This is a genomic window from Rhodococcus sp. NPDC019647 (genome assembly GCF_044389235.1).
Taxonomy (GTDB): Bacteria; Actinomycetota; Actinomycetes; order Mycobacteriales; family Mycobacteriaceae; genus Rhodococcus_F; species Rhodococcus_F oxybenzonivorans.
Window position 1 is genome coordinate 90,603 of the sequence record NZ_JBIRXS010000024.1, and the last position, 21,092, is coordinate 111,694.

23 protein-coding genes are annotated in these 21,092 nt (G+C 66.0%); 15 read left to right on the top strand and 8 right to left on the bottom strand.

Going from position 1 to position 21,092, the window contains the following annotated elements; translation table 11 throughout:
* The first annotated feature begins 88 nt into the window (after nt 1–88).
* From ACH49N_RS29655 to ACH49N_RS29675, 5 genes are read left to right on the top strand one after another with little or no spacing between them, the layout of a single operon-like run.
* The gene (locus ACH49N_RS29655; RefSeq protein WP_358276287.1) at nt 89–1,087 is read left to right on the top strand and encodes a DUF4129 domain-containing protein; all 999 of its coding nucleotides are present in this window, start codon (nt 89–91) and stop codon (nt 1,085–1,087) included.
* Nucleotides 1,069–1,551, top strand: coding sequence for a hypothetical protein (locus ACH49N_RS29660; RefSeq protein ID WP_109326645.1), 483 nt, complete (start codon nt 1,069–1,071; stop codon nt 1,549–1,551). The genes ACH49N_RS29655 and ACH49N_RS29660 overlap by 19 nt, the downstream gene beginning before the upstream one ends.
* Nucleotides 1,548–2,504, top strand: coding sequence for a MoxR family ATPase (locus tag ACH49N_RS29665; RefSeq protein ID WP_208962752.1), 957 nt, complete (start codon nt 1,548–1,550; stop codon nt 2,502–2,504). The genes ACH49N_RS29660 and ACH49N_RS29665 overlap by 4 nt, the downstream gene beginning before the upstream one ends.
* Nucleotides 2,501–3,733: a DUF58 domain-containing protein gene (locus tag ACH49N_RS29670; protein WP_358276290.1), complete on the top strand. Its 1,233-nt coding sequence runs from the start codon at nt 2,501–2,503 to the stop codon at nt 3,731–3,733. Before ACH49N_RS29665 ends, ACH49N_RS29670 begins: the two co-directional genes overlap by 4 nt.
* Nucleotides 3,730–4,053 carry a hypothetical protein gene (locus ACH49N_RS29675; protein ID WP_358276291.1) on the top strand — a complete coding sequence of 108 codons (324 nt, stop codon included), beginning with the start codon at nt 3,730–3,732 and terminating at the stop codon, nt 4,051–4,053. The genes ACH49N_RS29670 and ACH49N_RS29675 overlap by 4 nt, the downstream gene beginning before the upstream one ends.
* Here the strand turns inward: ACH49N_RS29675 and ACH49N_RS29680 are convergent.
* Entirely contained in the window at nt 4,032–4,556 is a 525-nt protein-coding gene (locus ACH49N_RS29680) for a C40 family peptidase (protein WP_236603370.1), read from the bottom strand. The two genes, ACH49N_RS29675 and ACH49N_RS29680, sit on opposite strands and share 22 nt — an antisense overlap.
* A gap of 161 nt (nt 4,557–4,717) precedes the next feature.
* Nucleotides 4,718–5,584 (bottom strand): MaoC/PaaZ C-terminal domain-containing protein, encoded by an 867-nt coding sequence (locus tag ACH49N_RS29685; protein WP_358276293.1) that lies wholly within the window; start codon nt 5,582–5,584, stop codon nt 4,718–4,720.
* A 215-nt stretch (nt 5,585–5,799) separates the two neighbouring features.
* Here ACH49N_RS29685 and ACH49N_RS29690 point away from each other — a divergent pair, with 215 nt between their 5' ends.
* Genes ACH49N_RS29690 through dmpG form a run of 3 tightly spaced genes read left to right on the top strand, consistent with a single transcriptional unit; the run spans nt 5,800 to nt 8,533 of the window.
* The gene (locus ACH49N_RS29690; RefSeq protein ID WP_358276295.1) at nt 5,800–6,585 is read left to right on the top strand and encodes a 2-keto-4-pentenoate hydratase; all 786 of its coding nucleotides are present in this window, start codon (nt 5,800–5,802) and stop codon (nt 6,583–6,585) included.
* Nucleotides 6,586–6,596: 11 nt separating this feature from the next.
* Nucleotides 6,597–7,499 (top strand): acetaldehyde dehydrogenase (acetylating), encoded by a 903-nt coding sequence (locus tag ACH49N_RS29695; protein WP_358276297.1) that lies wholly within the window; start codon nt 6,597–6,599, stop codon nt 7,497–7,499.
* A gap of 5 nt (nt 7,500–7,504) precedes the next feature.
* Entirely contained in the window at nt 7,505–8,533 is a 1,029-nt protein-coding gene (gene dmpG / locus ACH49N_RS29700; RefSeq protein WP_358276325.1) for a 4-hydroxy-2-oxovalerate aldolase, read from the top strand.
* Nucleotides 8,534–8,593: 60 nt separating this feature from the next.
* Here dmpG and ACH49N_RS29705 read toward each other — a convergent pair whose 3' ends face one another.
* From ACH49N_RS29705 to ACH49N_RS29715, 3 genes are all read right to left on the bottom strand, one after another.
* Nucleotides 8,594–8,971, bottom strand: coding sequence for a VOC family protein (locus tag ACH49N_RS29705; RefSeq protein ID WP_358276299.1), 378 nt, complete (start codon nt 8,969–8,971; stop codon nt 8,594–8,596).
* A 166-nt stretch (nt 8,972–9,137) separates the two neighbouring features.
* A complete protein-coding gene (locus ACH49N_RS29710; RefSeq protein WP_159919100.1) occupies nt 9,138–9,485 on the bottom strand; it encodes a hypothetical protein in 348 nt (115 codons plus the stop codon).
* Nucleotides 9,486–9,487: 2 nt separating this feature from the next.
* Entirely contained in the window at nt 9,488–10,663 is a 1,176-nt protein-coding gene (locus ACH49N_RS29715; protein ID WP_159919101.1) for a Rieske 2Fe-2S domain-containing protein, read from the bottom strand.
* Between the two features lie 216 nt (nt 10,664–10,879).
* On the opposite strand from ACH49N_RS29715, the gene hsaA reads away from it, so the two are divergent.
* Genes hsaA through hsaB form a run of 4 tightly spaced genes read left to right on the top strand, consistent with a single transcriptional unit; the run spans nt 10,880 to nt 14,401 of the window.
* Nucleotides 10,880–12,028: a 3-hydroxy-9,10-secoandrosta-1,3,5(10)-triene-9,17-dione monooxygenase oxygenase subunit gene (hsaA, locus tag ACH49N_RS29720; protein WP_358276326.1), complete on the top strand. Its 1,149-nt coding sequence runs from the start codon at nt 10,880–10,882 to the stop codon at nt 12,026–12,028.
* Between the two features lie 8 nt (nt 12,029–12,036).
* Complete coding sequence (hsaD, locus tag ACH49N_RS29725; protein ID WP_358276302.1) at nt 12,037–12,915, top strand: 4,5:9,10-diseco-3-hydroxy-5,9,17-trioxoandrosta-1(10),2-diene-4-oate hydrolase; 879 nt, start codon at nt 12,037–12,039, stop codon at nt 12,913–12,915.
* Nucleotides 12,915–13,817 carry an iron-dependent extradiol dioxygenase HsaC gene (hsaC, locus tag ACH49N_RS29730; protein WP_358276303.1) on the top strand — a complete coding sequence of 301 codons (903 nt, stop codon included), beginning with the start codon at nt 12,915–12,917 and terminating at the stop codon, nt 13,815–13,817. Before hsaD ends, hsaC begins: the two co-directional genes overlap by 1 nt.
* Nucleotides 13,814–14,401: a 3-hydroxy-9,10-secoandrosta-1,3,5(10)-triene-9,17-dione monooxygenase reductase subunit gene (gene hsaB / locus ACH49N_RS29735; protein ID WP_358276305.1), complete on the top strand. Its 588-nt coding sequence runs from the start codon at nt 13,814–13,816 to the stop codon at nt 14,399–14,401. The genes hsaC and hsaB overlap by 4 nt, the downstream gene beginning before the upstream one ends.
* A 24-nt stretch (nt 14,402–14,425) precedes the next feature.
* Here the strand turns inward: hsaB and ACH49N_RS29740 are convergent, their stop codons facing one another.
* Entirely contained in the window at nt 14,426–15,874 is a 1,449-nt protein-coding gene (locus ACH49N_RS29740) for an NAD-dependent succinate-semialdehyde dehydrogenase (protein ID WP_358276306.1), read from the bottom strand.
* Nucleotides 15,875–15,993: 119 nt separating this feature from the next.
* Between ACH49N_RS29740 and ACH49N_RS29745 the strand changes: the two genes are divergently transcribed.
* Together ACH49N_RS29745 and ACH49N_RS29750 are read left to right on the top strand one after the other, a co-directional pair.
* Entirely contained in the window at nt 15,994–17,235 is a 1,242-nt protein-coding gene (locus ACH49N_RS29745; RefSeq protein WP_358276307.1) for an aminotransferase class III-fold pyridoxal phosphate-dependent enzyme, read from the top strand.
* A 67-nt stretch (nt 17,236–17,302) separates the two neighbouring features.
* Nucleotides 17,303–17,797 carry a DUF3830 family protein gene (locus ACH49N_RS29750; protein WP_109326674.1) on the top strand — a complete coding sequence of 165 codons (495 nt, stop codon included), beginning with the start codon at nt 17,303–17,305 and terminating at the stop codon, nt 17,795–17,797.
* 88 nt (nt 17,798–17,885) lie between these two features.
* On the opposite strand, the gene ACH49N_RS29755 is transcribed toward ACH49N_RS29750, so the two are convergent.
* Both ACH49N_RS29755 and ACH49N_RS29760 read right to left on the bottom strand, forming a co-directional pair.
* A complete protein-coding gene (locus tag ACH49N_RS29755; protein ID WP_358276309.1) occupies nt 17,886–19,256 on the bottom strand; it encodes an amidase in 1,371 nt (456 codons plus the stop codon).
* 35 nt (nt 19,257–19,291) lie between these two features.
* Complete coding sequence (locus ACH49N_RS29760; protein ID WP_358276312.1) at nt 19,292–20,266, bottom strand: D-2-hydroxyacid dehydrogenase; 975 nt, start codon at nt 20,264–20,266, stop codon at nt 19,292–19,294.
* 83 nt (nt 20,267–20,349) lie between these two features.
* On the opposite strand from ACH49N_RS29760, the gene ACH49N_RS29765 reads away from it, so the two are divergent.
* Complete coding sequence (locus tag ACH49N_RS29765; RefSeq protein WP_159919109.1) at nt 20,350–21,090, top strand: Asp/Glu/hydantoin racemase; 741 nt, start codon at nt 20,350–20,352, stop codon at nt 21,088–21,090.
* The last annotated feature ends 2 nt before the right edge of the window (nt 21,091–21,092 follow it).

Here is a 21,092-nt window from a genome sequence, read left to right on the forward strand (position 1 = left end):
CCGCGCGGCCCCCGCCGAATCCGGGAGGAATGCCTGACGTTCCGGCGCCTGCGTGCGACGATGGGAAGTACTTCGGGAGTGATGGGGTATGTCGAACCGCCGTGTGACGGGTGCAGCGATCTACACGGCCGCGCTGCTGGCGGCCGTAGCGACGGTCACGCTTGCCGTACGAGTGGTGCCCGCCGCGGATGCCGGGAGAAGCGCTCCCGAGCCGGGAACGGGTGCCACTCGGGCACTGATCGTCATTGCTGTCGTCGCAGTCGTGATCGCGGCGATCGCGCTCGCGGCTGCTCTGCAAGGTGGGCGCCCCCGGATAGCCCCCGACGAGCCGGCGGCCGATGCGGTCGAGCGGGCACTCTCTGCGAAGTCGCGCAGACAGATCCTCGCGTGGACGGCCGGTGCCTGTGTCCTCGTGATCGCCGCGTATCTCCTCGGCTCCGCCGGTGGCAACGAGCCCCCGGCCCAGGAGGCTCCGGCCGCCGCCGAGTCCGGGGGCAACTCCGAATCACCGTCCGAAGCCACTCCGCCCGAGGAGTTGCGTCCCACGTCCGACAGCGCGCAAGCCCGCAGCGATCAAGCCAAACTATGGACTGCCGCAGCCATAGTCGGACCCGTGCTGGTCACCTTGCTCATACTCGGTGCGGCGGCCCGACGCCCTGTGGTCGTGGGCCGTGAGGTACCGACGCCGGTCGATATCGACACCGCCTCGGCCGCGGCGCAGTCGCTGGTGCGTGCGGCGGAGGAGGGTCTCGCGGCGGTCGTCACGACGGAGATGCCGCCACGGGAGGCCATCATCGCCAGCTACGCCGCCATGGAAGACGCCCTTCGGCGGGCGCCGGGCGCGGAACCCCGAGATTCGGATACGCCGTCGGAAGTGCTTGCCCGGGCGGTGCAACTTGGTGTGCTGCGCTCGGAGGCTGCAGCGCCGTTGGTTCGTCTGTTCGCCGAGGCCCGGTTCAGCCGGCATCCGATGGACGAACGTCACCGCGCGGAGGCGGTCGACCTGCTCAGGCGCGTGCTGGACGATGTCGGGGCGCAGCGCCGTGCGAATGACCTCGGGAGCAACACGTGCTCGCCATTGCCGTGATCGGTATCGCGGCAGTACTGGCCGTGGAGATTCCGCTCGTCGTATCCGGTCGGGACAACGTTGCGGTCGTGGTGGCGGGGGCCGTGACCGCCCTCGTGCTCTTCGAGGTTCGGCGGCGGATGTCGCAGGAGGACGACGACGATGTGGTGGCGGGTCCGGAAGCCGATCGGGCCGAGGCGATGAGCCGCTGGCTCACGCGCACGGAGTCGCTGATCAGCTGGGCGGACGGCACCCGCGGGGACTGGGACCACCATCTGCGTCCACTGCTTGCCCGCGAATTCCAACAGTCCACCGGGCAGCGAAAGGGCGTCGACCCGGCCGCGACTACCGCCGCTGGGCGAGTGTTCTTCGGTGACCTGTGGCAGTGGGTGGATCCCGACGACGTCCGCCGCTCCGACCGGACCGAACCCGGCCCCGGTCGCGACGTGCTCGACCGGATACTTCAACGGCTGGAGTTGCTATGACCCTCCCCGCCCAGATGACCACCGCCCGCGCTCAGGCCGTTCTGGCGGAAGTCGAACGTGCCGTGGTGGGGAAACACGACGAACTGACGTCGATACTGCTCGCGGTCCTCGCGGGTGGCCACGTACTGATCGAGGATCTGCCGGGGCTGGGAAAAACTCTGGTTGCCCGGTCGTTCGCAGCCGCACTCGGGCTGGACTTCACCCGCGTGCAGTTCACCCCGGACCTGCTGCCTGCCGATCTGCTCGGCGCCACCATCTACGACATGCCGTCAGGTCGGTTCGAGTTCCGTCCCGGTCCCATCTTCACCAACCTTCTCCTGGCCGACGAGATCAACCGCACCCCGCCGAAAACCCAGGCTGCCCTACTCGAGGCGATGGCAGAGGGGCAGGTGAGTGTCGACGGCACGACGAGGATCCTGCCTCGACCGTTCATCGTGCTGGCCACCGACAACCCCATCGAATACGAGGGCACGTATCCGTTGCCCGAGGCCCAGCTCGATCGCTTCGCCCTGCGGTTGCGGCTCGGGTACCTGACCGAGAAGGACGAGCAGGAGATGCTGCAACGCCGTCTCGACCGGGGATCGGCTCCGGTGGTGGTCCAGCAGGTGGTCGACGCCGCGGATCTGCAGGCGATGCGCGAATCGCTCGAGGAGGTCAGTGTCCATCGTGACGTCCTCGGCTACGTGGTCGCTCTCGCAAATGCCACGCGTCAGCACCCGCAGGTCGAAGTGGGGGCCAGCCCACGTGCCGAATTGGACCTGGTGCAGTTGGCCCGGGCCCGGGCGCTCCTTGCGGGGCGCGATTTCGTAATTCCGGAGGACATCAAGGCGCTGGCAGTCCCCGCGGTCGCCCATCGGATCAGTCTGCGACCGGAAATGTGGGTGCGGCGTGTCCGCAGCGAGGATGTCCTGACCGAATTGCTCCGACGGCTGCCCGTGCCGAGGGCACGATGACCGAGCACGTTCTCACCCGGCACGACCTGACGTGGCGGGCGTCGCCCGCAGCCCGCACCCTCGCGACCTGTGCGGCCGTCGCGCTCACGGTCGCCGTGGTGGGCCGCTGGTGGGAGCTGATCGCGTTCGCGGCACCGATGCTCGGCGCTCTGGGCGCGGTGGTGTGGTTGCCGCCGCGGGCCACCGGAATCCGCGTCCGATCGGACACTCCCGCGTTGCGGTGCTTCGAATCGGAATCGGTGCAGTGCGAAGCCGAGGTGACGACGGTCGGCGGCGGCGCGCGGCTCGACGTGTCGCCTGCGCGCTCCGACGGCTACACGGTCGACGACGTCGGCGACGGGTATCGGATCACCGCCCACCGGTGGGGTCGCTACGAACCTGCACTGCACATCACGGCGCAGGCGTGCGGAGGTCTGCTCAGCGCAGCACTCGAGGTACCCGTGACCGAACTCCGGGTATTTCCGCTGGCGCCGCCGCTGCCGACCCCGCTGCCCCATCGCGCGCTTCCCGACCGAATCGGAGCGCACCGCACCCGCCGATACGGTTCCGGCGTCGAATTCGGTGACATCCGGCCGCATGCACCGGGAGATCCACTGCGAAGCATCAATTGGCGGGTCAGTGCCCGACGTGGGCGACTGCACGTGACGGAGCGCATCATGGACCGCGCAGCCGACGTCGTCGCAGTGCTCGACGCCACGCCGCAGGCGCCCGGCCCCGCAGCGGACAGTCTGCAGCGCACCGTCCGTGGCGCCACCCAGGTGGTGCAATCGGCACTGCAACGGGGAGATCGGGCCGGGGTGGTGGTCAGTGGCTCGCGCCTGCGGTGGCTCGGTGCCGACATCGGGCGTCGCCAGTTCTACCGCATTCTCGACACTGTTCTGGACGCCGGCGGCACGTCCGGTGGCACCCTTGTTCCGCGGGCAGCGCTACCACCCACTGCCGTGGTGATCGCCTTCTCCACCATGCTCGACACCAACTTCGCGCTGTCGCTGCTCGAGCTGCGCCGCCGGGGCCACGTCGTCGTCGCCGTCGACGTACTGCGAGGTCCGCCGTTCGAGGTCGAACTCGATCAGATGTCCGCCCGGATGTGGAAGCTCGAACGACGGAACATGTACCGGAACATGAGTGTTCTGGGTGTCCCGGTGGTCGCGTGGGAAGACGATTCGGCATTAGATCTCGCCCTCACTCTTGCGGATCGAGCCCAGCGCCCTCAGGGGGTGGCCAGGTGAAGTGGGCCGCAGTTCTGGCAGTGCAGGGAGCGATGGTCGCACTCGTCCTGGGCGATGCGTCCGTTCTGGCAGCCGCGACGGCGGGTATCGCGGCAACCGCGCTGCTTCTCGTCGCATTTACGGGACCGGCACCCGGATTCCGGACGCTGATGGTGTGCGCGGCAGCGGCGGGTGCTACTGCTTACCTCGTCACCACAGTCCCGGTGGGGCCGCGATGGTGGTCGTTGCTCGGACCGGTTGCCGTCGTGGTGTTGTTCTGCATCGCCGTGGCTCCCTACGTCCGGAAGCGCAGCACCGCTCAGAATCGGCGGATGCTGTAGACGTGGAACTGTGACAGCGGGGCAAGGCCCACAGGCACTCCGCGTCCGTAGGCATTGAAGACCTGGCCGAAGCCGGCATAGATACCGATGTGCGACGCATCCGGATTGAGAACCACGATGTCGCCGGGAGCGAGCGCCCACAACGGTATCCGGGCGCCCACCTCGGCCTGCTCCCATGTGGTACGCGGAAGCCTGACTCCCGCTTGCCGGAATGCCCACTGCACGAGTCCCGAACAGTCCCAGGCATCCGGGCCCGTTCCGCCCCAGAGGTAGGGCTTACCGGTCTGGGTGACCGCTGCCGCCAGCGCGGCGAGACCGGTGGGCGTCGGAATCGGCGTGGGAAGAATCGCGGATCCGCTGGAACTGCCCGCTGTGCTTCCACTGTCGGCGCTGCCGGCGACCGGTGCCGCATGGGAGGGAAACGCCGTCAGGGCGGCCGCGCAGAAGGTCAGTGCTCCCGCTATCACTGCGCGTCGTACGGGAAGATGCCAGCGCTGGGACACGGAGTCCCCCTTCGTTTGCTCCTGCTCCGTGGAAGGCGTGCACCACCTGTTCCCCCGGCGGTACACGCCCATATTGCGTCACGGGAAGCGTACAAAGTGTCGCGCGAGTGTGCTTGGCATTTGCCGATATCCGCGCCGAAGCGCCGGTACGGCCCCGGCCGTCACCGCTCGGCGATGGTCAGCACCACGTCGGCCAGGGCAGGGGCGTGATCACGCTCGGGAACGGTGGCCGCGATCAGCAGGAGCCCGGGCTCTTTCCAGATGCGGGCGTGCAACGTCTCGCCGGGAAACACCACACCTGCGAATCGTGCTCCGAAGCCCGCGACCAGCGACGCGTCGGAGTCCAGCATCGTGTCGACCACCGCCTTGCACACCATCCCGTAGGTGCACAGCCCATGAAGAATCGGCGCCGGAAAACCGGCGGCGGCCGCGAACTGCGGATCGGAATGCAAGGGATTGCGGTCGCCACACATTCGATACATCAACGCCTGTTGCGGCAGCACAGGAATGTCGACCTCGGCGTCGGACGGGCGGTCCGGCAACTCGACGGACTGCGACGGCCCGCGCTCGCCGCCGAATCCACCCTCGCCGCGGGCGAAGATGGACGAGCGGCTGGTCCAGAGGGGCGCACCGTCGACGTCGGTGGTGGCCGACTCCTGGACGATGACCGCGGCCTTTCCCTTGTCCCACACCTCCGCGATGCGGGTTGTCGTGCGAGCCTTACCCTCCGGCGGAAGCGGCCGGTGCACGGTCACCTCCTGGCCGCCGTGGACCACTTTCGCGAGATCGATGTCGACACCGGGGAAGGACACCTGCGGAGCGTCGACGGCATGAAAATTGGCCGCGACCGTCGCGAAAGTCGGTAACACCTGAGGAGTGCGGTCCGTGAGGTAGCACAACTCCTTCTCATCCAGCGGACGGGAACCCGCACCGAGGGCGAGATGGTAGTGCTGCACGTCGGACGCGGTCCAGGCGAACTCGAGCGTGGGCAGTTCGGCGCCGATGGCGAACTTCGGGTCAATAGGCATGCGGGGCGTCCCCCTTCTGTGTGAGGGGGATGGTCGAGACCACCGTGTCGGATTCGTGCTTGCTCATGTAGAACACGTTATAGAATGATGGGGTTGTCGGTCCATTCTCACTGCCAGGAAGTGTCGGGAACGACAGCGCACCGAACGAGAACACGTGGCACCGAATGTTTCGGGCGTGCGCACTCACGTCAGTTTTCAGGGAAGGCACACAGAACATGCTCTCGAACCAACTACGCATCGAGTTGGCCGATCAGCTCGACGCCGCAGAGCGCAGTCGCATTCCCGTCGGGCCCCTGACCGCCGCCCATCCGGACATCGACGTCGTCGACGCATACGAAATCGCGTTGATCAACATCCGCCGCCGGCTGCAGCACGGTGCGAAGGTTGTCGGGCACAAGGTAGGTCTGTCGTCTCTCGCCATGCAGCAGATGATGGGTGTCGACGAACCCGACTACGGACATCTGCTCGCCGACATGGAGGTGTTCGAGGACCAACCCGTCGACACGGCTCGGTTCTGCTACCCGAGAGTCGAGGTGGAGGTGGCTTTCGTCCTCGGCGCCGATCTTCCGGGAGCGGACTGCACCGAGCAGGATGTCGTCGATGCCACAGTGGCGTACGCGCCGTCCATCGAGTTGATCGACAGCCGCATCAAGGACTGGAAGATCGGCCTGGCCGACACTATCGCCGACAACGCGTCTTCCGCAGGGTTCGTGCTCGGCACCGACCGGGTGCGCCCGTCCGACATCGACATCAAGGCCATCGACGCCGTCCTGACCCGCAATGGTGAGCTGATCGCCGAGGGCCGCAGCGATGCGGTGCTCGGCAACCCGGTGACGGCCGTCGCCTGGCTGGCGCGGAAGGTCGACAGTTTCGGCGTCCGGTTGAGAGCCGGCGACATCGTGCTTCCCGGTTCGTGCACCCGCGCCATCGACGCTCGTCCGGGCGATCACTTCCGAGCCGAGTTCAGTGGACTCGGAACCGTCTCTCTGCAGTTCAAGTAGGAGTTGTATTCATGACCAAGGCAAGTGTGGCGATCGTCGGTTCGGGCAACATCAGCACCGACCTGCTCTACAAACTGCAGCGATCCGAGTGGCTCGAGCCGCGATGGATGATCGGCATCGATCCTGACAGCGAGGGCCTCGCCCGGGCACGCAAGCTGGGTCTGGAGACGTCCGCCGAGGGCGTCGACTGGTTACTGAACCAGCCGGAGAAGCCCGACCTGGTGTTCGAGGCGACCTCCGCCTACGTGCACCGGGAGGCAGCGCCCCGATACGAGGCAGCAGGCATCCGGGCGATCGACCTGACACCGGCCGCGGTCGGGCCCGCCGTCGTTCCGCCGGCCAACCTGCGTGAACACCTCGGCGCCCCCAACGTCAACATGATCACCTGCGGAGGGCAGGCCACCATCCCGATCGTGTACGCGGTGTCCCGGGTCGTGTCCGTGCCCTACGCCGAGATCGTCGCCTCGGTCGCTTCGGTCTCCGCCGGCCCCGGCACCCGCGCCAACATCGACGAGTTCACCAAGACCACCAGCCGTGGCATCGAGACCATCGGCGGAGCGCAGCGCGGCAAGGCCATCATCATCCTCAACCCCGCCGACCCGCCGATGATCATGCGCGACACGATCTTCTGCGCGATCGCCGAGGATGCCGACCGGGCCGCCATCACCGAATCCATCCACCGCGTCGTCGCGGACATCCAGCAGTATGTCCCCGGTTACCGGCTGCTCAACGAACCGCAGTTCGACGACCCCAGCGTCGTGTCCGGCGGACAGGCCACGGTCACGACCTTCGTCGAGGTCGAGGGCGCCGGCGACTTCCTGCCCCCGTACGCAGGCAACCTCGACATCATGACCGCAGCGGCAACCAAGGTGGGCGAAGAGATCGCCCAGAAGCTCCTGAGCGTGGAGGCGTGAGCACGATGGTCCACTTCGACCCCAGCTGGGACATTCGCGTCACCGACACGTCGTTGCGGGACGGCTCCCACCACAAGCGCCATCAGTTCACCGGTGACGAGGTGCGGGCGATCGTCGGTGCCCTCGACAATGCGGGAGTGCCCGTCATCGAGGTCACTCACGGTGACGGGTTGGGCGGTTCGTCGTTCAACTACGGCTTCTCCAAGGTGCCCGAGCAGGAACTCATCTCCATCGCCGTCGACACGGCGAAGAACGCGAAGATCGCCTTCCTGATGCTGCCCGGTCTGGGGATCAAGGACGACATCATCGTCGCCCAGGACAACGGCGCGTCGATCTGCCGGATCGCGACCCATTGCACCGAGGCGGACGTCTCGATCCAGCACTTCGGACTGGCCCGCGAGCGCGGCCTCGAAACCGTCGGTTTCCTCATGATGGCCCACTCCATTGCGCCGGAGAAGCTCGCCAAGCAGGCGCGGATCATGGCGGACGCCGGATGCCAGTGCGTCTACGTCGTCGACTCGGCCGGTGCCCTCGTCCTCGAGGAGGTGTCCGACCGGGTCGAAGCGCTGGTGCAGGAACTGGGGTCGGACGCGCAGGTGGGGTTTCACGGCCACGAGAACCTCGGTCTCGGAGTGGCCAACTCGATAGCCGCGGTGCGCGCGGGAGCTAAGCAAATCGACGGCAGCACAAGACGGTTCGGGGCCGGTGCCGGCAACGCCCCCGTCGAGGCGTTCGTGGGAGTGTGCGACAAGATCGGCGTCAAGACCGGTATCGATTTCTTTGCGATCGCCGACGCCGCCGAGGACGTGGTCCGGCCGGCGATGCCGGCCGAGTGTCTCCTCGACCGCCAGGCGCTGATGATGGGGTACGCAGGCGTGTACTCGAGCTTCCTCAAGCACGCCGAACGCCAAGCCGAGCGGTACGGCGTCTCGTCCGCCGAACTCCTCGTCCGCGCAGGCAAGCGCAAGCTCGTCGGTGGGCAGGAAGATCAGCTCATCGACATCGCGCTGGAGCTGCAAAAAGAGCGCCTGTGAGTGCGGCTACGCCGCCTGTGAGTACTTGTTAACCGCGGGCGGTTAATAAGTACTCACAGGTCAGTGGGCGGTTTCCCAGAGCCCGACGACGTTGCCCTCGGTATCAGTGAAGTACGCGGCGAACCCCATCGTGCCGACGGGTGTCCTGCCGGTGACCGTCTTCCCGCCGAGCGATTCGACCTTCTCCAGTGCGGCGTCGATGCTCTCGACGTCGACGACGACGACGGGGGAGGCCACCTCGTCGCGCTGCATCATGCCGCCGTTGATGAACCCGGGCTCGGTGGGCATTCCGCTCTCGCCCACCGGTCCGGTGGTGACCATGCTGTAGTCCATCTCCGGGATCTCGGCGATGGCCCAGCCGAACGCGTCACGGTAGAAGGCGCGGGCGCGCTCACCGTCGTCGAAGGGGATCTCGAAATGCACGATTCGGCCTGTCATGGGTTGCCTCCGGCTCGGCGGAAACCGCCGTGTCCGACGGCACTTTCAGCGTAAGTCGCCGGGTTCGCAGGCGAAAGGGGTCCACACAGCTTCGCCCGATGTGCCGTCGGGCGCAGTTGAACTGCACCCCTGTCACATCGGGCGAGAGCAGGGTGGAACCGGACGGCTATTCGAGGTGATCGCGCACGTCGATGAACCCCTCCATCACCGCGTGGTTGATGCTGTCCCACAGCCGCGGGCAGCCGTCCTGAAGGGCGGTGGGCTGCCCCTCCGCGGCCCGGTCGCGAAACGTCGGACACGTCTTCGCCGGGTCGCTCGTCCATTGGACACTGGTGTGTTTGAGACTGTTCTTGCGCACCAGGACGCAGGTGCCGCAGGTGCGGCACTCGACCTCGTTCATTCCGTCGTCGAGGTAGTTGGCCTTGTCGGCCATCGTCTGCGCATGAATGGCCTCGAGCCGAGCAGGTTGCCCGGCGTAGTCGGGAGCTTTGGCCCATTCGGTCGAGGCACTCATGATCAGACCTGCGCTTCCTTGTTCTCGGAGCCGGCGGTCACCGTCTGTTCCGCGGCCTCTCGCTCGGCCTTCTGCCGGGCCAGGTTTTCCTCCACCTCGTGCTGCCAGGCCTCGTTGGCCTTGGTGGTGTCGACCTCGAACTCGAAACGCTGCGTCATCTTCTCGGTGACGTCGGCGACATCGACGTAGAACTGGTCGTACCACCGTCGCAGCTGGTAGACCGGGCCGTCCTCGTCGCACAGCAGGGGGTTGTCGATCTTGGTCTTGTTCTTCCAGATTTCGACGTCCTGCAGGAAGCCCTCGGCGATGCCCTCGGTGAACTTGGCCGCCAGCTTGTCGGCGGTGTCGTCGTCGATGCCGGTCGGCTTCTTGACGGTGACGCCGTACTGGAGCATGAACGAATTGTTCGTCACCGGATAGTGGCAGTTGATGAGGACGCTCTCGACCTCGTACCCGCCGTAGCTGTTCCACAGCGGATTGATCATGTAGGACGGCCCGTAGTACGCGGCCTCGGAGCGCAGCAGCGACTCCATGCCGTACTGCGTCGCCATCCCCACGTCGGGGCGACCCTTCGTGTTGAGGTACTGGGTCGCGATGTGGCCTTCGAAGACGTTCTTGAAGTACGTCGGGAATGCGTAGTGGATGTAGAAGAAGTGCGCCATGTCGACCACGTTGTCGATGATCTCGCGGCAGTTGGCGCCCTCGATCAGCATCGAATTCCAGGTCCAGTCGGTCCATTCGTCGCTGTACGCGCCGTCGATCCGGGGGATGGTCACCTCGTCTGGCGGCGGATTGCCCTCGGGGTCGTTCCAGACGAAGAGCTGCCCGTTCCGCTCCAGCGTGGTCCACGACCGCGTGCGCGCGATCGGCGGCACCCGGCGTGCGTAGGGAATGCTCGTGCACTTGCCGTTGCCACCCCAGCGCCAGTCGTGGAACGGGCACGCGACGGAATCGCCCTTGACCGAGCCCTGGGAGAGGTCACCGCCCATGTGACGGCAGTAGGCGTCCAGAACTTTCAGTTCGCCTTTGCTGTCGGCGAAGACTACGAGCTTGGTGCCGAAAGCCAGGACCGAATGCGGATTGCCGTCCTTGAATGTCTTGGTCAAGCCGAGGCAGTGCCAACCACGCGCGAAGCGGGTCTGGACAGTGCCTACATCGATCTCGCGAATCTGCGCCATTGTGCCCTCACATCCCTTCATGCTGTCAGTAGAACACGTTATAGAAGTTCCCCACGATTCGCCAGATTTCGAGCGGCTTTCTTCGAGCGCTGGGCCGTCGAACTGCGTCTTTCCCTGAGTCTCGACAGAAATGGGAACGTGTTCTAGTCTCAGAGAGTGAGTGAACCATCGACGAGACAGGAGCGTCCTGTGGGTGACCATGACAGTCACGAGGTGATGCAGCGGCTCGAGGCGCTACTGCCGACACTGCGAGAGCGCGCGCAGGAAACCGAGGATCTACGTCGCATCCCCGACGAATCGATCAAGGCACTCCAGGAGTCCGGCTTCTTCAAACTGCTTCAGCCGGAGCAGTGGGGCGGCTTGCAGGCCGATCCGGTGCTGTTCTACTCCGCGGTGCGGAAGATCGCGAGTGCCTGCGGCTCCACCGGATGGGTCTCGTCGATCATCGGAGTTCACAACTGGCATCTCGGCCTCTTCACCCAGCAGGCGCAGGAAGATGTGTGGGGCAAGGACACCGATGTGCGCATCTCGTCCTCCTACGCCCCGATGGGCGCCGGCCAGGTGGTCGACGGTGGTTACACGGTGAACGGTGCCTGGGCATGGTCGTCCGGGTGTGACCACGCCAGCTGGGCAGTGCTCGGTGGTCCCGTTATCAAGGACGGGCGGCCGGTCGACTTCGGCAGCTTCCTCATTCCCCGCGAGGACTATCGCATCGACGACGTGTGGAACGTGGTGGGACTGAGGGGAACCGGCAGCAACACGGTGGTGGTGAAGGACGTGTTCGTTCCCCGCCACCGCTTCCTGAGTTTCAAGGCGATGAGCAACCTGACAGCTCCGGGGCTCGAGCAGAACACCGCCCCGGTGTACAAAATGCCGTGGGGGACGATTCATCCGACCACGATTTCCGCTCCGATCGTCGGTATGGCCTACGGCGCGTACGACGCACACGTCGAGCATCAGGGCAAGCGTGTCCGCGCAGCATTCGCCGGTGAGAAGGCAAAGGACGATCCGTTCGCCAAGGTCCGGATCGCCGAGGCGTCCAGCGACATCGACGCCGCCTGGCGGCAGCTGTCGGGCAACGTGGCCGACGAGTACGCGTGTCTTCTCGCGGGGCGCGACGTGCCTTTCGAGCTCCGTCTCCGCGCGCGACGTGACCAGGTACGCGCCACGGGCCGGGCCATTTCGTCGATCGACAAGCTGTTCGAGAGTTCCGGTGCCACGGCGCTGGCCAACGGCACACCGTTGCAGCGTTTCTGGCGAGACGCGCATGCCGGACGCGTGCACGCGGCGAATGATCCCGAGCGGGCCTACGTCATGTACGGGACCGGTGAATTCGGTTTGCCGATCACGGACACGATGGTTTAGGAGAACACGTGACGACGACCGAGGAAGCCCTCACGTTCGAGTCCACATCGAAGTTCGCGCAGGTACGGCCCGACCTGAGACTGCACTATCACGAGGCCGGCGTCGGGAACGGCCCCACGATCGTGCTGCTGCACGGCGGTGGACCCGGCGCGTCGTCGTGGTCGAACTTTGCGAGAAACATTCCGGTTCTTGCCGAAAAGTTCCACGTCTTGGCGGTTGATCAACCGGGTTACGGGTCGTCTGACAAGCCCACCGAGCACCCGCAGTACTTCGTGCACAGCGCCTCGGCGCTGAACGATCTGCTCGGCACCCTCGACATCAGCGGACGCGTCCACCTGCTCGGCAATTCCCTCGGTGGCGGTGCCGCAGTGCGGTTCGCTCTCGACTATCCCGACCGCGCAGGACGTCTCGTCCTGATGGGCCCGGGCGGGTTGAGCGTCAACCTGTTCGCCCCCGACCCGACCGAGGGCGTCAAAAACCTCGGCAAGTTCAGCTACGAGCCCACCCGCGAAAACCTCGAGGCGTTTCTGCGCATCATGGTGTTCGACCAGAAATTGATCACCCCCGAATTGGTGGACGAACGCTTTGCTGCAGCAAGTACCCCGGAGTCGCTGGCGGCGGCGAAGGCGATGGGGAAGTCGTTCTCCTCCGCGGACTTCGAGCAGGGCATGCTGTGGCGGGACGCGTACAAGCTCCGTCAGCGGGTCCTGTTGATCTGGGGACGAGAGGACCGGGTCAATCCGCTCGACGGGGCGCTGGTGGCACTCAAGCTGATCCCGCGCGCGCAACTGCACGTGTTCGGTGGGTGCGGGCACTGGGCGCAGCTCGAGAAGTTCGACGAATTCAACCGATTGGCAGCCGATTTCCTCCTGGACGGGGGCAAGTGATGGGTATTCGGTCACTGGCATACATGCGTATCGAAGCCACCGACATGGCCGCGTGGCGTGAGTACGGACTCAAAGTTCTGGGCATGGTCGAGGGGAAAGGCAGCAATCCCGATGCCCTGTATCTGCGGATGGACGACTTTCCGGCTCGGCTCGTCATCTTCCCCGGCGACCACGACCGACTGTCGGTGTCGGGATGGGAAACCGCGAATGCCGCAGAGCTCGAACAGGTCCGGAACAACCTCTCGACGGCAGGCGTGCCCTTCAAGGAGGGAACGGCCGAGCAGCTGCAGGATCGCAGGGTCGACGAGCTGATCACCTTCGAGGACCCGTCGGGCAACACACTGGAGGCATTCCACGGTGCGGCCCTCGAGCACCGCCGCGTGGTCAGCCCCTACGGGCATAAATTCGTCACCGGCGAACAGGGGCTCGGCCACGTCGTCCTTTCCACCACCGACGACGACGCTTCGCTGCGCTTCTACCGCGACGTCCTCGGGTTCCGTCTGCGCGACTCCATGCGATTGCCGCCGCAGATGGTCGGGCGGCCGGCCGACGGGAAACCGGCGTGGCTGCGGTTCTTCGGCTGCAATCCGCGCCACCACAGCCTCGCGTTTCTGCCGATGCCCACGCCCAGCGGGATCGTGCACCTCATGATCGAGGTGGAGAACTCCGACGATGTCGGGCTCTGCCTCGACCGCGCACTGCGGAAGAAGGTGAAGATGTCGGCGACCCTCGGCCGCCACGTCAACGACCTCATGCTCTCTTTCTATATGAAGACCCCAGGCGGCTTCGACATCGAGTTCGGCTGCGAGGGAAGACAGGTCGAAGACGAGAGCTGGGTGGCGAGAGAGAGCACGGCGGTCAGTCTGTGGGGTCACGACTTCGGTGTCGGGATGCAGTCGTGAGCGAGAGGGCGGACAGTGCGGACCTTGCGGAGCAGGCGATCGACCCGCGCCGGTTCCGCACGGTGCTGGGTCAGTTCTGTACGGGTGTCACCATCGTCACCACGACCGACGACGGCACACCGGTAGGTTTCGCGTGCCAGTCCTTCGCCGCGCTGTCCCTCGAGCCCCCGCTCGTGCTGTTCTGTCCCACCAAGACGTCGAGGTCGTGGGCGGCCATCGAACGCAGTGGCATCTTCTGCGTCAACGTGCTCGCCGAGGAGCAGCAGTCGACGTGTGCGCGATTCGGGTCCGGCGACCCGGACAAGTTCGCCGGGATCGACTGGACGGAGTCGCCGCTGGGCTCACCCATTCTCACCGGTTCCCTCGCCCACATCGACTGCACACTCGAGACCGTGCACGACGGCGGCGATCACTGGGTGGTGTTCGGCCGCGTGTCTTCGCTCAGCGAGATCCGCGAGGAGCGACCCCTGCTGTTCTACCGCGGGCAGTACACGGGCATCGAACCCGACAAGACTGTGCCTGCGCCGTGGCGTGACGACCTCGAGGCTTTTCTCACGACGTCGTCGGAAGACACCTGGCTGTAGGGCACCTGCCGGCCGGAGTCGCACTCACATCGCGACTCCGATGTACTTGGTTTCGAGGAACTCGTCGATGCCGGTGAGCCCACCCTCGCGGCCCAGCCCGGATTCCTTCACCCCGCCGAACGGTGCCGCCGGGTTGGACACGACTCCCTGGTTGAGGCCCACCATTCCCGTTTCGAGAGCTTCGCTGACTCGCAACCCGCGTTTGAGGTTCTCGGTGTAGACGTACGCCACCAGCCCGTACGGGGTGTCGTTGGCCCGCTCGATCGCCTCCGCCTCGGTGTCGAAGGTGCTGATCGCCGCCACGGGCCCGAAGATTTCGTGGTGGCACATCTCGGCGTCGTCCGGCACGCCCGTCAGTACGGTTGCTGGGTAGAAGTTACCTGGGCGGTCGAGTGGTTCGCCACCGGTCAGAACCGAGGCGCCGCGCCCGACCGCGTCCGCGACGAGAGTGCTCACCTTCGCGACCGCCGCCTCGTCGATCAGCGGTCCGACCACGACGCCGTCCTCGGTGCCGCGCCCGACGGGCAGGGCCTCCATCCCCTGTGTGAGCTTGCGCGTGAACTCCTCGGCGACCGAACTGTGCACGAGAATTCGGTTCGCGGCGGTGCAGGCTTGGCCGATGTTGCGCATCTTCGCCGCCATGGCCCCGTCGACGGCGTCGTCGAGATTCGCGTCGTCGAAGACGAGGAACGGCGCGTTCCCGCCGAGTTCCATCGAAGTGCGCATCACCGTGCGCGCGCACAGTTCGAGGAGGTGCTTGCCCACCGCGGTCGATCCCGTGAACGACAGCTTGCGGGCGCGGCCGTCGAGGATCAGCGGACTGATCACCTCGTCCGGTCGAGAGGTGGTCACCACGTTGACCACACCATCGGGCAGTCCCGCTTCGGTGAGGATGTCGGCGAGGGCGAGGATGGAGAGTGGAGTCTGCGCGGCGGGTTTGATCACCGACGTGCATCCGGCAGCAATGGCCGGCCCGATCTTGCGGGTTCCCATCGCCATGGGGAAGTTCCACGGAGTGATGAGCAGGCTCGGTCCGACGGGCTGCCGGGTCACCACGAATCGCGACCCACCTCCGGGTGCGGTCATGTAACCGCCGTCGATACGGACTGCTTCCTCGGCGAACCACCGAAAAAACTCGGCGGCGTAGGCGATTTCGCCGCGCGCCTCGGTGAGCGGCTTACCCATCTCGAGGGTCATGACGAGGGCGAGCCGATCGGTGTTGTCGAGCAGCAGGCGGTGCGCGTTCATGAGGATGCTGCTGCGTTCGCGGGGAGTGGTGGCGGCCCACGACGGCTGCGCCGCCACCGCCGCGTCGAGCGCCTCGCGGGCCTCCGTGGCGTCGGCGTCAGCGACCGTGCACAGGATCTGTCCGGTCGACGGGTCGTCGACCGGCATGGTGCGGGCGCTGTCACGCCACTTCCCGCCGATGAAGAGACCGGTCTGGACCGAACGAATTGCTGCTTCCTCGAGCATGTTTCTTCCCCATTCTCCGTTGCCGAAGTGATGCCGCCCATGATATACAGATTGTCAACAATCTGACAATGCAAATTGCTGCGGCACGATCGGCGGCATCTACGCGTGGGAGGGTTCTCGTGACTCGGTTATCTCCGCTGCTCGCACAAGCCACACCCGTGACGGTCGACCACGGTGAAGGGTGCTACCTCTACGGCACGGACGGCCGCCGTTACCTCGACTTCACCGCGGGAATCGGGGTAACCAGCACCGGCCACTGCCACCCCCACGTCGTCGAGGCTGCCCGCCGGCAGGTCGGCTCGCTCATCCACGGCCAGTACACGACGGTCATGCACCAGCCGTTGCTCGAACTCACGGAGCGGCTCGGTGCGGTGCTGCCCGAAAACCTCGACTCGCTGTTCTTCGCGAACTCGGGAAGTGAGGCAGTGGAAGCGTCCCTGCGCCTTGCCCGTCAGTCGACCGGGCGGCCGAACGTAATCGTCTTTCACGGTGGCTTCCACGGCCGCACTGTGGCGACGGCGACGATGACCACCTCGGGTACCCGTTTCTCGGCGGGGTTCAGTCCGCTGATGGGCGGTGTCCACGTTGCCCCGTTCCCCAACGCCTACCGCTACGGCTGGTCGGAGGAAGAAGCTACGGCCTTCGCGCTGAAGGAGCTGGACTACATCTTCGCCACGCTCACCGCGCCGAACGAGACCGCGGCTTTCGTGGTCGAGCCGGTACTCGGTGAGGGCGGCTACGTGCCCGGCAACACGACGTTCTTCCACGGACTGCGCGAGCGCGCCGACCGGTACGGAATCCTCCTCGTCATCGACGAAATTCAGACCGGATTCGGCCGCACCGGCAAGTTCTTCGGGCATCAGCATTTCGACGTCCGGCCCGACATCATCACCATCGCCAAGGGCCTCGCCAGCGGGTTCCCGCTGTCGGGAATCGCGGCGTCGGCCGAACTCATGGCCAAGGGATGGCCGGGTTCGCAGGGCGGAACGTACGGCGGCAACGCCGTGTCCTGCGCTGCCGCGGTCGCGACGCTCGAGGTGATCGAGAAGGAGGGGCTTGTCACCAACGCTGCGGAGCGAGGGGCGCAGCTCCTCGAGGGTGCTCGCCGCACCGCCGGTGCGGGAGTCGGGGACGTGCGGGGACTGGGACTGCTCGTCGGTAGTGAATTCACCGCGCCCGACGGAACGCCGGACCGTGCGACGGCGACCGCAGCCCAGCAATTGGCCGCTCGGAAGGGCCTGCTCCTGCTGACCTGCGGCGCCTACATGAACGTGGTACGCATGGTTCCACCGCTCATCGTGTCCGAGCAGCAGGTCGAAGACGCGCTCGCGATCTGGTCCGAGGTGCTAGACGAGGTGTAACCCCCTGTGAGTACTTATTAACCGCCCGCGGTTAATAAGTACTCACAGGGGCTACGAAGGAGGAAACGTGGCCCGCTACATCACCATTACTCTGGACAAGCGCGGCGTGACGTGTCGCGCCCGACTTCTCGACGACGACGCCCCGCGCACCTGCGACGCGGTGTGGAACGCGCTTCCGCAGAGCGGGGACGCCTACCATGCCAAGTACGCGCGGAACGAGGTGTACACCTTGATCCCGCGCATCACCGCGGCGCCGCACCGCGAGAACCCCACCGTCACACCGATTCCCGGCGACGTGTGCCTCTTCGACTTCGAACCCTGGGAGATCGGGAACTCCGCCTACGGGTACGAACCCGGCTCCGAGGCACATGCCGAACAGGGTGCCACCGACCTGGCGATCTTCTACGGCCGCAACAACCTACTGCTCAACGGTGACGTCGGATGGGTGCCGGGCAATGTGTTCGCCGCCATCGAGGACGGCCTCCCCGAATTGGCGGCGGCGTGCAACGACCTGTGGATGCGCGGAGTCGAGGGCGAAACAATGAGCTTTGCCCGGGCCTGACACCGCCGGACCCTGATCCGCGGACCTTCCGTACGCATCGCGCCGGTTGAGGAAGGTGCGACGCGCTGCGAAGGTCCGCGGATCGAATTCAGCCCAGCACGTGCTCGGCGAACCGCGCGACTGCGAGTACGAGGTCGTCCGAATGCCGCGGTCCGACGATCTGCAGCCCGACAGGTAGTCCCGCGGCGGTCTTGCCCACGGGGATGCTGATCGCCGGCTGCTGCGTCAGGTTGAACGGGTAGGAGAACGGGGTCCACTGGGGCCAGCTGGTGAGGTCGCTGCCCGGTGGGACGTCGTATCCGGCCTCGAATGCGGGAATGGGGACGGTGGGCGTGAGCAACACGTTGTGGTTGAAGTGGAACTTGCCCATCGTGATGCCGACGTCCGCGGCAACCGCCCGTGCGTCGAGATAGTCGACGGCGCTGAACGTCTCGCCGCGCTCCCACACCCGTGCCAGCCCTGGATCGACCTTGTCCCGCGCACCTTCGGGGAAGTTCTTCAACATCGCGGCCGCACCGGCCGCCCAGAGGAGTTCGAAAGCGTCGAGGGGGTCGGTGAATCCCGGATCGGCTGCGGTGACCGGAAGACCGGCCGAGTCGAGATACCGGACCGCCCGATCGACGATCGCCCGCACTTCCGGATCGACGGTGACGTAGCCGAGTGTCGGCGAGTAGGCGACACCGAGTCCGACGACGTCGCGGCCGATCTCACCGCGAAAAGTGGTGGGGAAGGGGGCGAGTGATGTGGGGTCGCGGGGGTCGGGCAGCGACATGATGTCCATCAGCAGGGCGGCGTCCTCCACGGTGCGGGTGAGGGGACCGGCGTGTGCCAGCGGCCCGAACGGGCTCGCCGGGAACAGTGGAATCCGCCCGTGAGTGGGTTTGAAGCCGACGACCCCGCAGAACGACGCCGGAATGCGCACGCTGCCGCCGCCGTCGGTGCCCACCGAACAGGGGCCGAGACCGGCTGCCACCGCCGCCGCGCTGCCACCGGAGGAACCACCGGCCGTCTTGGTCGGATCGGCGGGGTTGCGGGTGATACCGCACAGGGCGCTGTCGGTGACCGCTTTCCACGCGATCTCGGGAGTGGTGGTCTTGCCGAGAAAGACCATCCCGTCCTCGCGGAGCCGGGCCGCGACAGGACTGTCCACATTCCACGGCTGATCCTCGTCGATCGCCTGGGAACCGCGGAGCGTCGGCCATCCGTCGGTGAGGAAGATGTCCTTGATCGAGATCGGCACGCCGTCGAGCAGGCCCTTGGAGTAGCCGGTGTTCCAGCGCTCCTCCGACTTCTTCGCCTGGGTGAGAGCTCGTTCGGCGTCGACGAGGCAGTACGAATTGATGTCGCGGTCACGCTCGGTGATGGCGTCGAGAATCGCCTGCGTTGCCTCTACGGGCGACAGCTCTCCGGACGAGTAGGCCGTGACCAGTTCGACGGCGGTCATGTCGGTGGGATTCATGGAGACTCCTTCATCCTGGACGGTCGGCCCCTGCTTCAGCGGCTCGGGACGTACCCGAGCTGCTTGTCTACGACGTTCTCGAGGGGGTGCCCCGCGACCCATCGTTCGAAGTTGTCGGTGAACACGGTAACCAGCGCATCGCGCCACCCGGCGAAATCACCCGAATTGTGTGGCGTGATCGAAACATTCGGCATGTCCCACAACGGGTGGTCCGCCGGCAACGGTTCGGAGTCGAACACGTCGAGTGCGGCGCCGGCGATCGTCCCCGACCGGAGCGCCTCGACCAGGTCGTCGGTGCGGACGAGTTCGCCGCGGCCGACGTTGACGAACCGTGCCCCCGGCTTCATCGCCGCGAAAGTCTCTGCGCAGAACATGTGCCGTGTCTGCTCGGTGAGCGGCGCCACTGCGACGACGTAATCTGCGTCGGCGAGCTGTGCGGGCAGGTCGTCTGCCGGCAGAACGACGCCGAAGTCGGGATCGGATTCGTGCCCCCGGCGCCCCGATCCGCGAACTGTCATTCCGGCAGCGCGGAGCAGTCGGGCCACCGCACGTCCGATGGGACCGGTGCCGACGATCAACGCGGTGCGCCCCGCGATGCGTTCGGACTCCCGGTGTTTCCAGGTGTGGGACTGCTGCAACCGTTGCGATCCGGGAAGGTCCTTGGCGAACGAAAGAATCTGCGCCAGCACGTACTCGGCGATGGCGCCGTCGAACACGCCCCGTGAATTGGTGATGGTGACGTCGCTGTCGCGGGCCTCGGGAAACATCACCGGGTCTACCCCGGCGGCGGCGATGTGGAGCCACTGCAGCGAGTCGGCCGCGTGCCAGGCTGCCGGGACGGCGCCGCTCAGGAAGTCGTAGAGGAACAAGACGTCGGCACCGTCGAGCGCACGAGCCAACCCGGCCTCGTCCGTGTAGCGGACCTCGGCGCGCGAGTCGACCGGCGCCATAAGGTCGTTCCGCGGCAGGACCTGCGCATGGAGCACCGCGACGATCGGTTTTCGACTCACGTTGACACCGTAAGAGTAGCTCGTATGATTGTCAACAATCCGAAAAGGCTCAGGCGTTGCCGAAGCGAAGGTGAGGCCCGGTATTGGAACTGAACATTCCCGAATTCGAAGGGCCAATTGCGCAGCGAGGAATCGGCATCATCGCCCCGTTCGACCTGGCGCTCGAACGCGAGCTGTGGCGATGGGCGCCGCTCGAGGTGAGCCTGCACCTCGCGCGCACCCCTTACGAACCGGTTCCGGTGAGTCTGGAGATGGCAGAACTGGTGTCCGAGCGCCGGCATCTCATGACGGCAACCCGTGACGTGATGCATGTGGAACCCGAAGTCGTCGCCTACCTCTGTACGTCCGGGAGTTTCATCAAGGGCATTGCGCACGAACGGAAACTGTGCGACGCCATCTGTGAGGCAGGCGCCCAGCACGCGATCACGACGTCGGGCGCCCTCCTCGAGGCGATCGAACATCTGGAGCTGAGCAAGGTCTCGGTGATCACCCCCTACGACGCGGCGCTGACCGAACGGCTGCACAGTTTTCTGCACGAGGCGGGAACCGACGTGGTGCGGTCCGATCACCTCGGACTCGGCGGCGGAATCTGGAAGGTCAACTACCGGACGATCGCCGAACGCATCATCGCCGCCGACGACCCGAAATCGGAAGCCATCTTCGTCAGCTGCACCAATCTCCCCACCTACGACGTGATCGCCCCGCTCGAGGCGGAGCTCGGTAAACCCGTCCTCACCGCCAATCAGCTCACGATCTGGGCATGCCTCGGCCGGATGAAGCTCCCGATGTCCGGACCCGGCAAATGGCTCCGCAACGTCTTCTGATC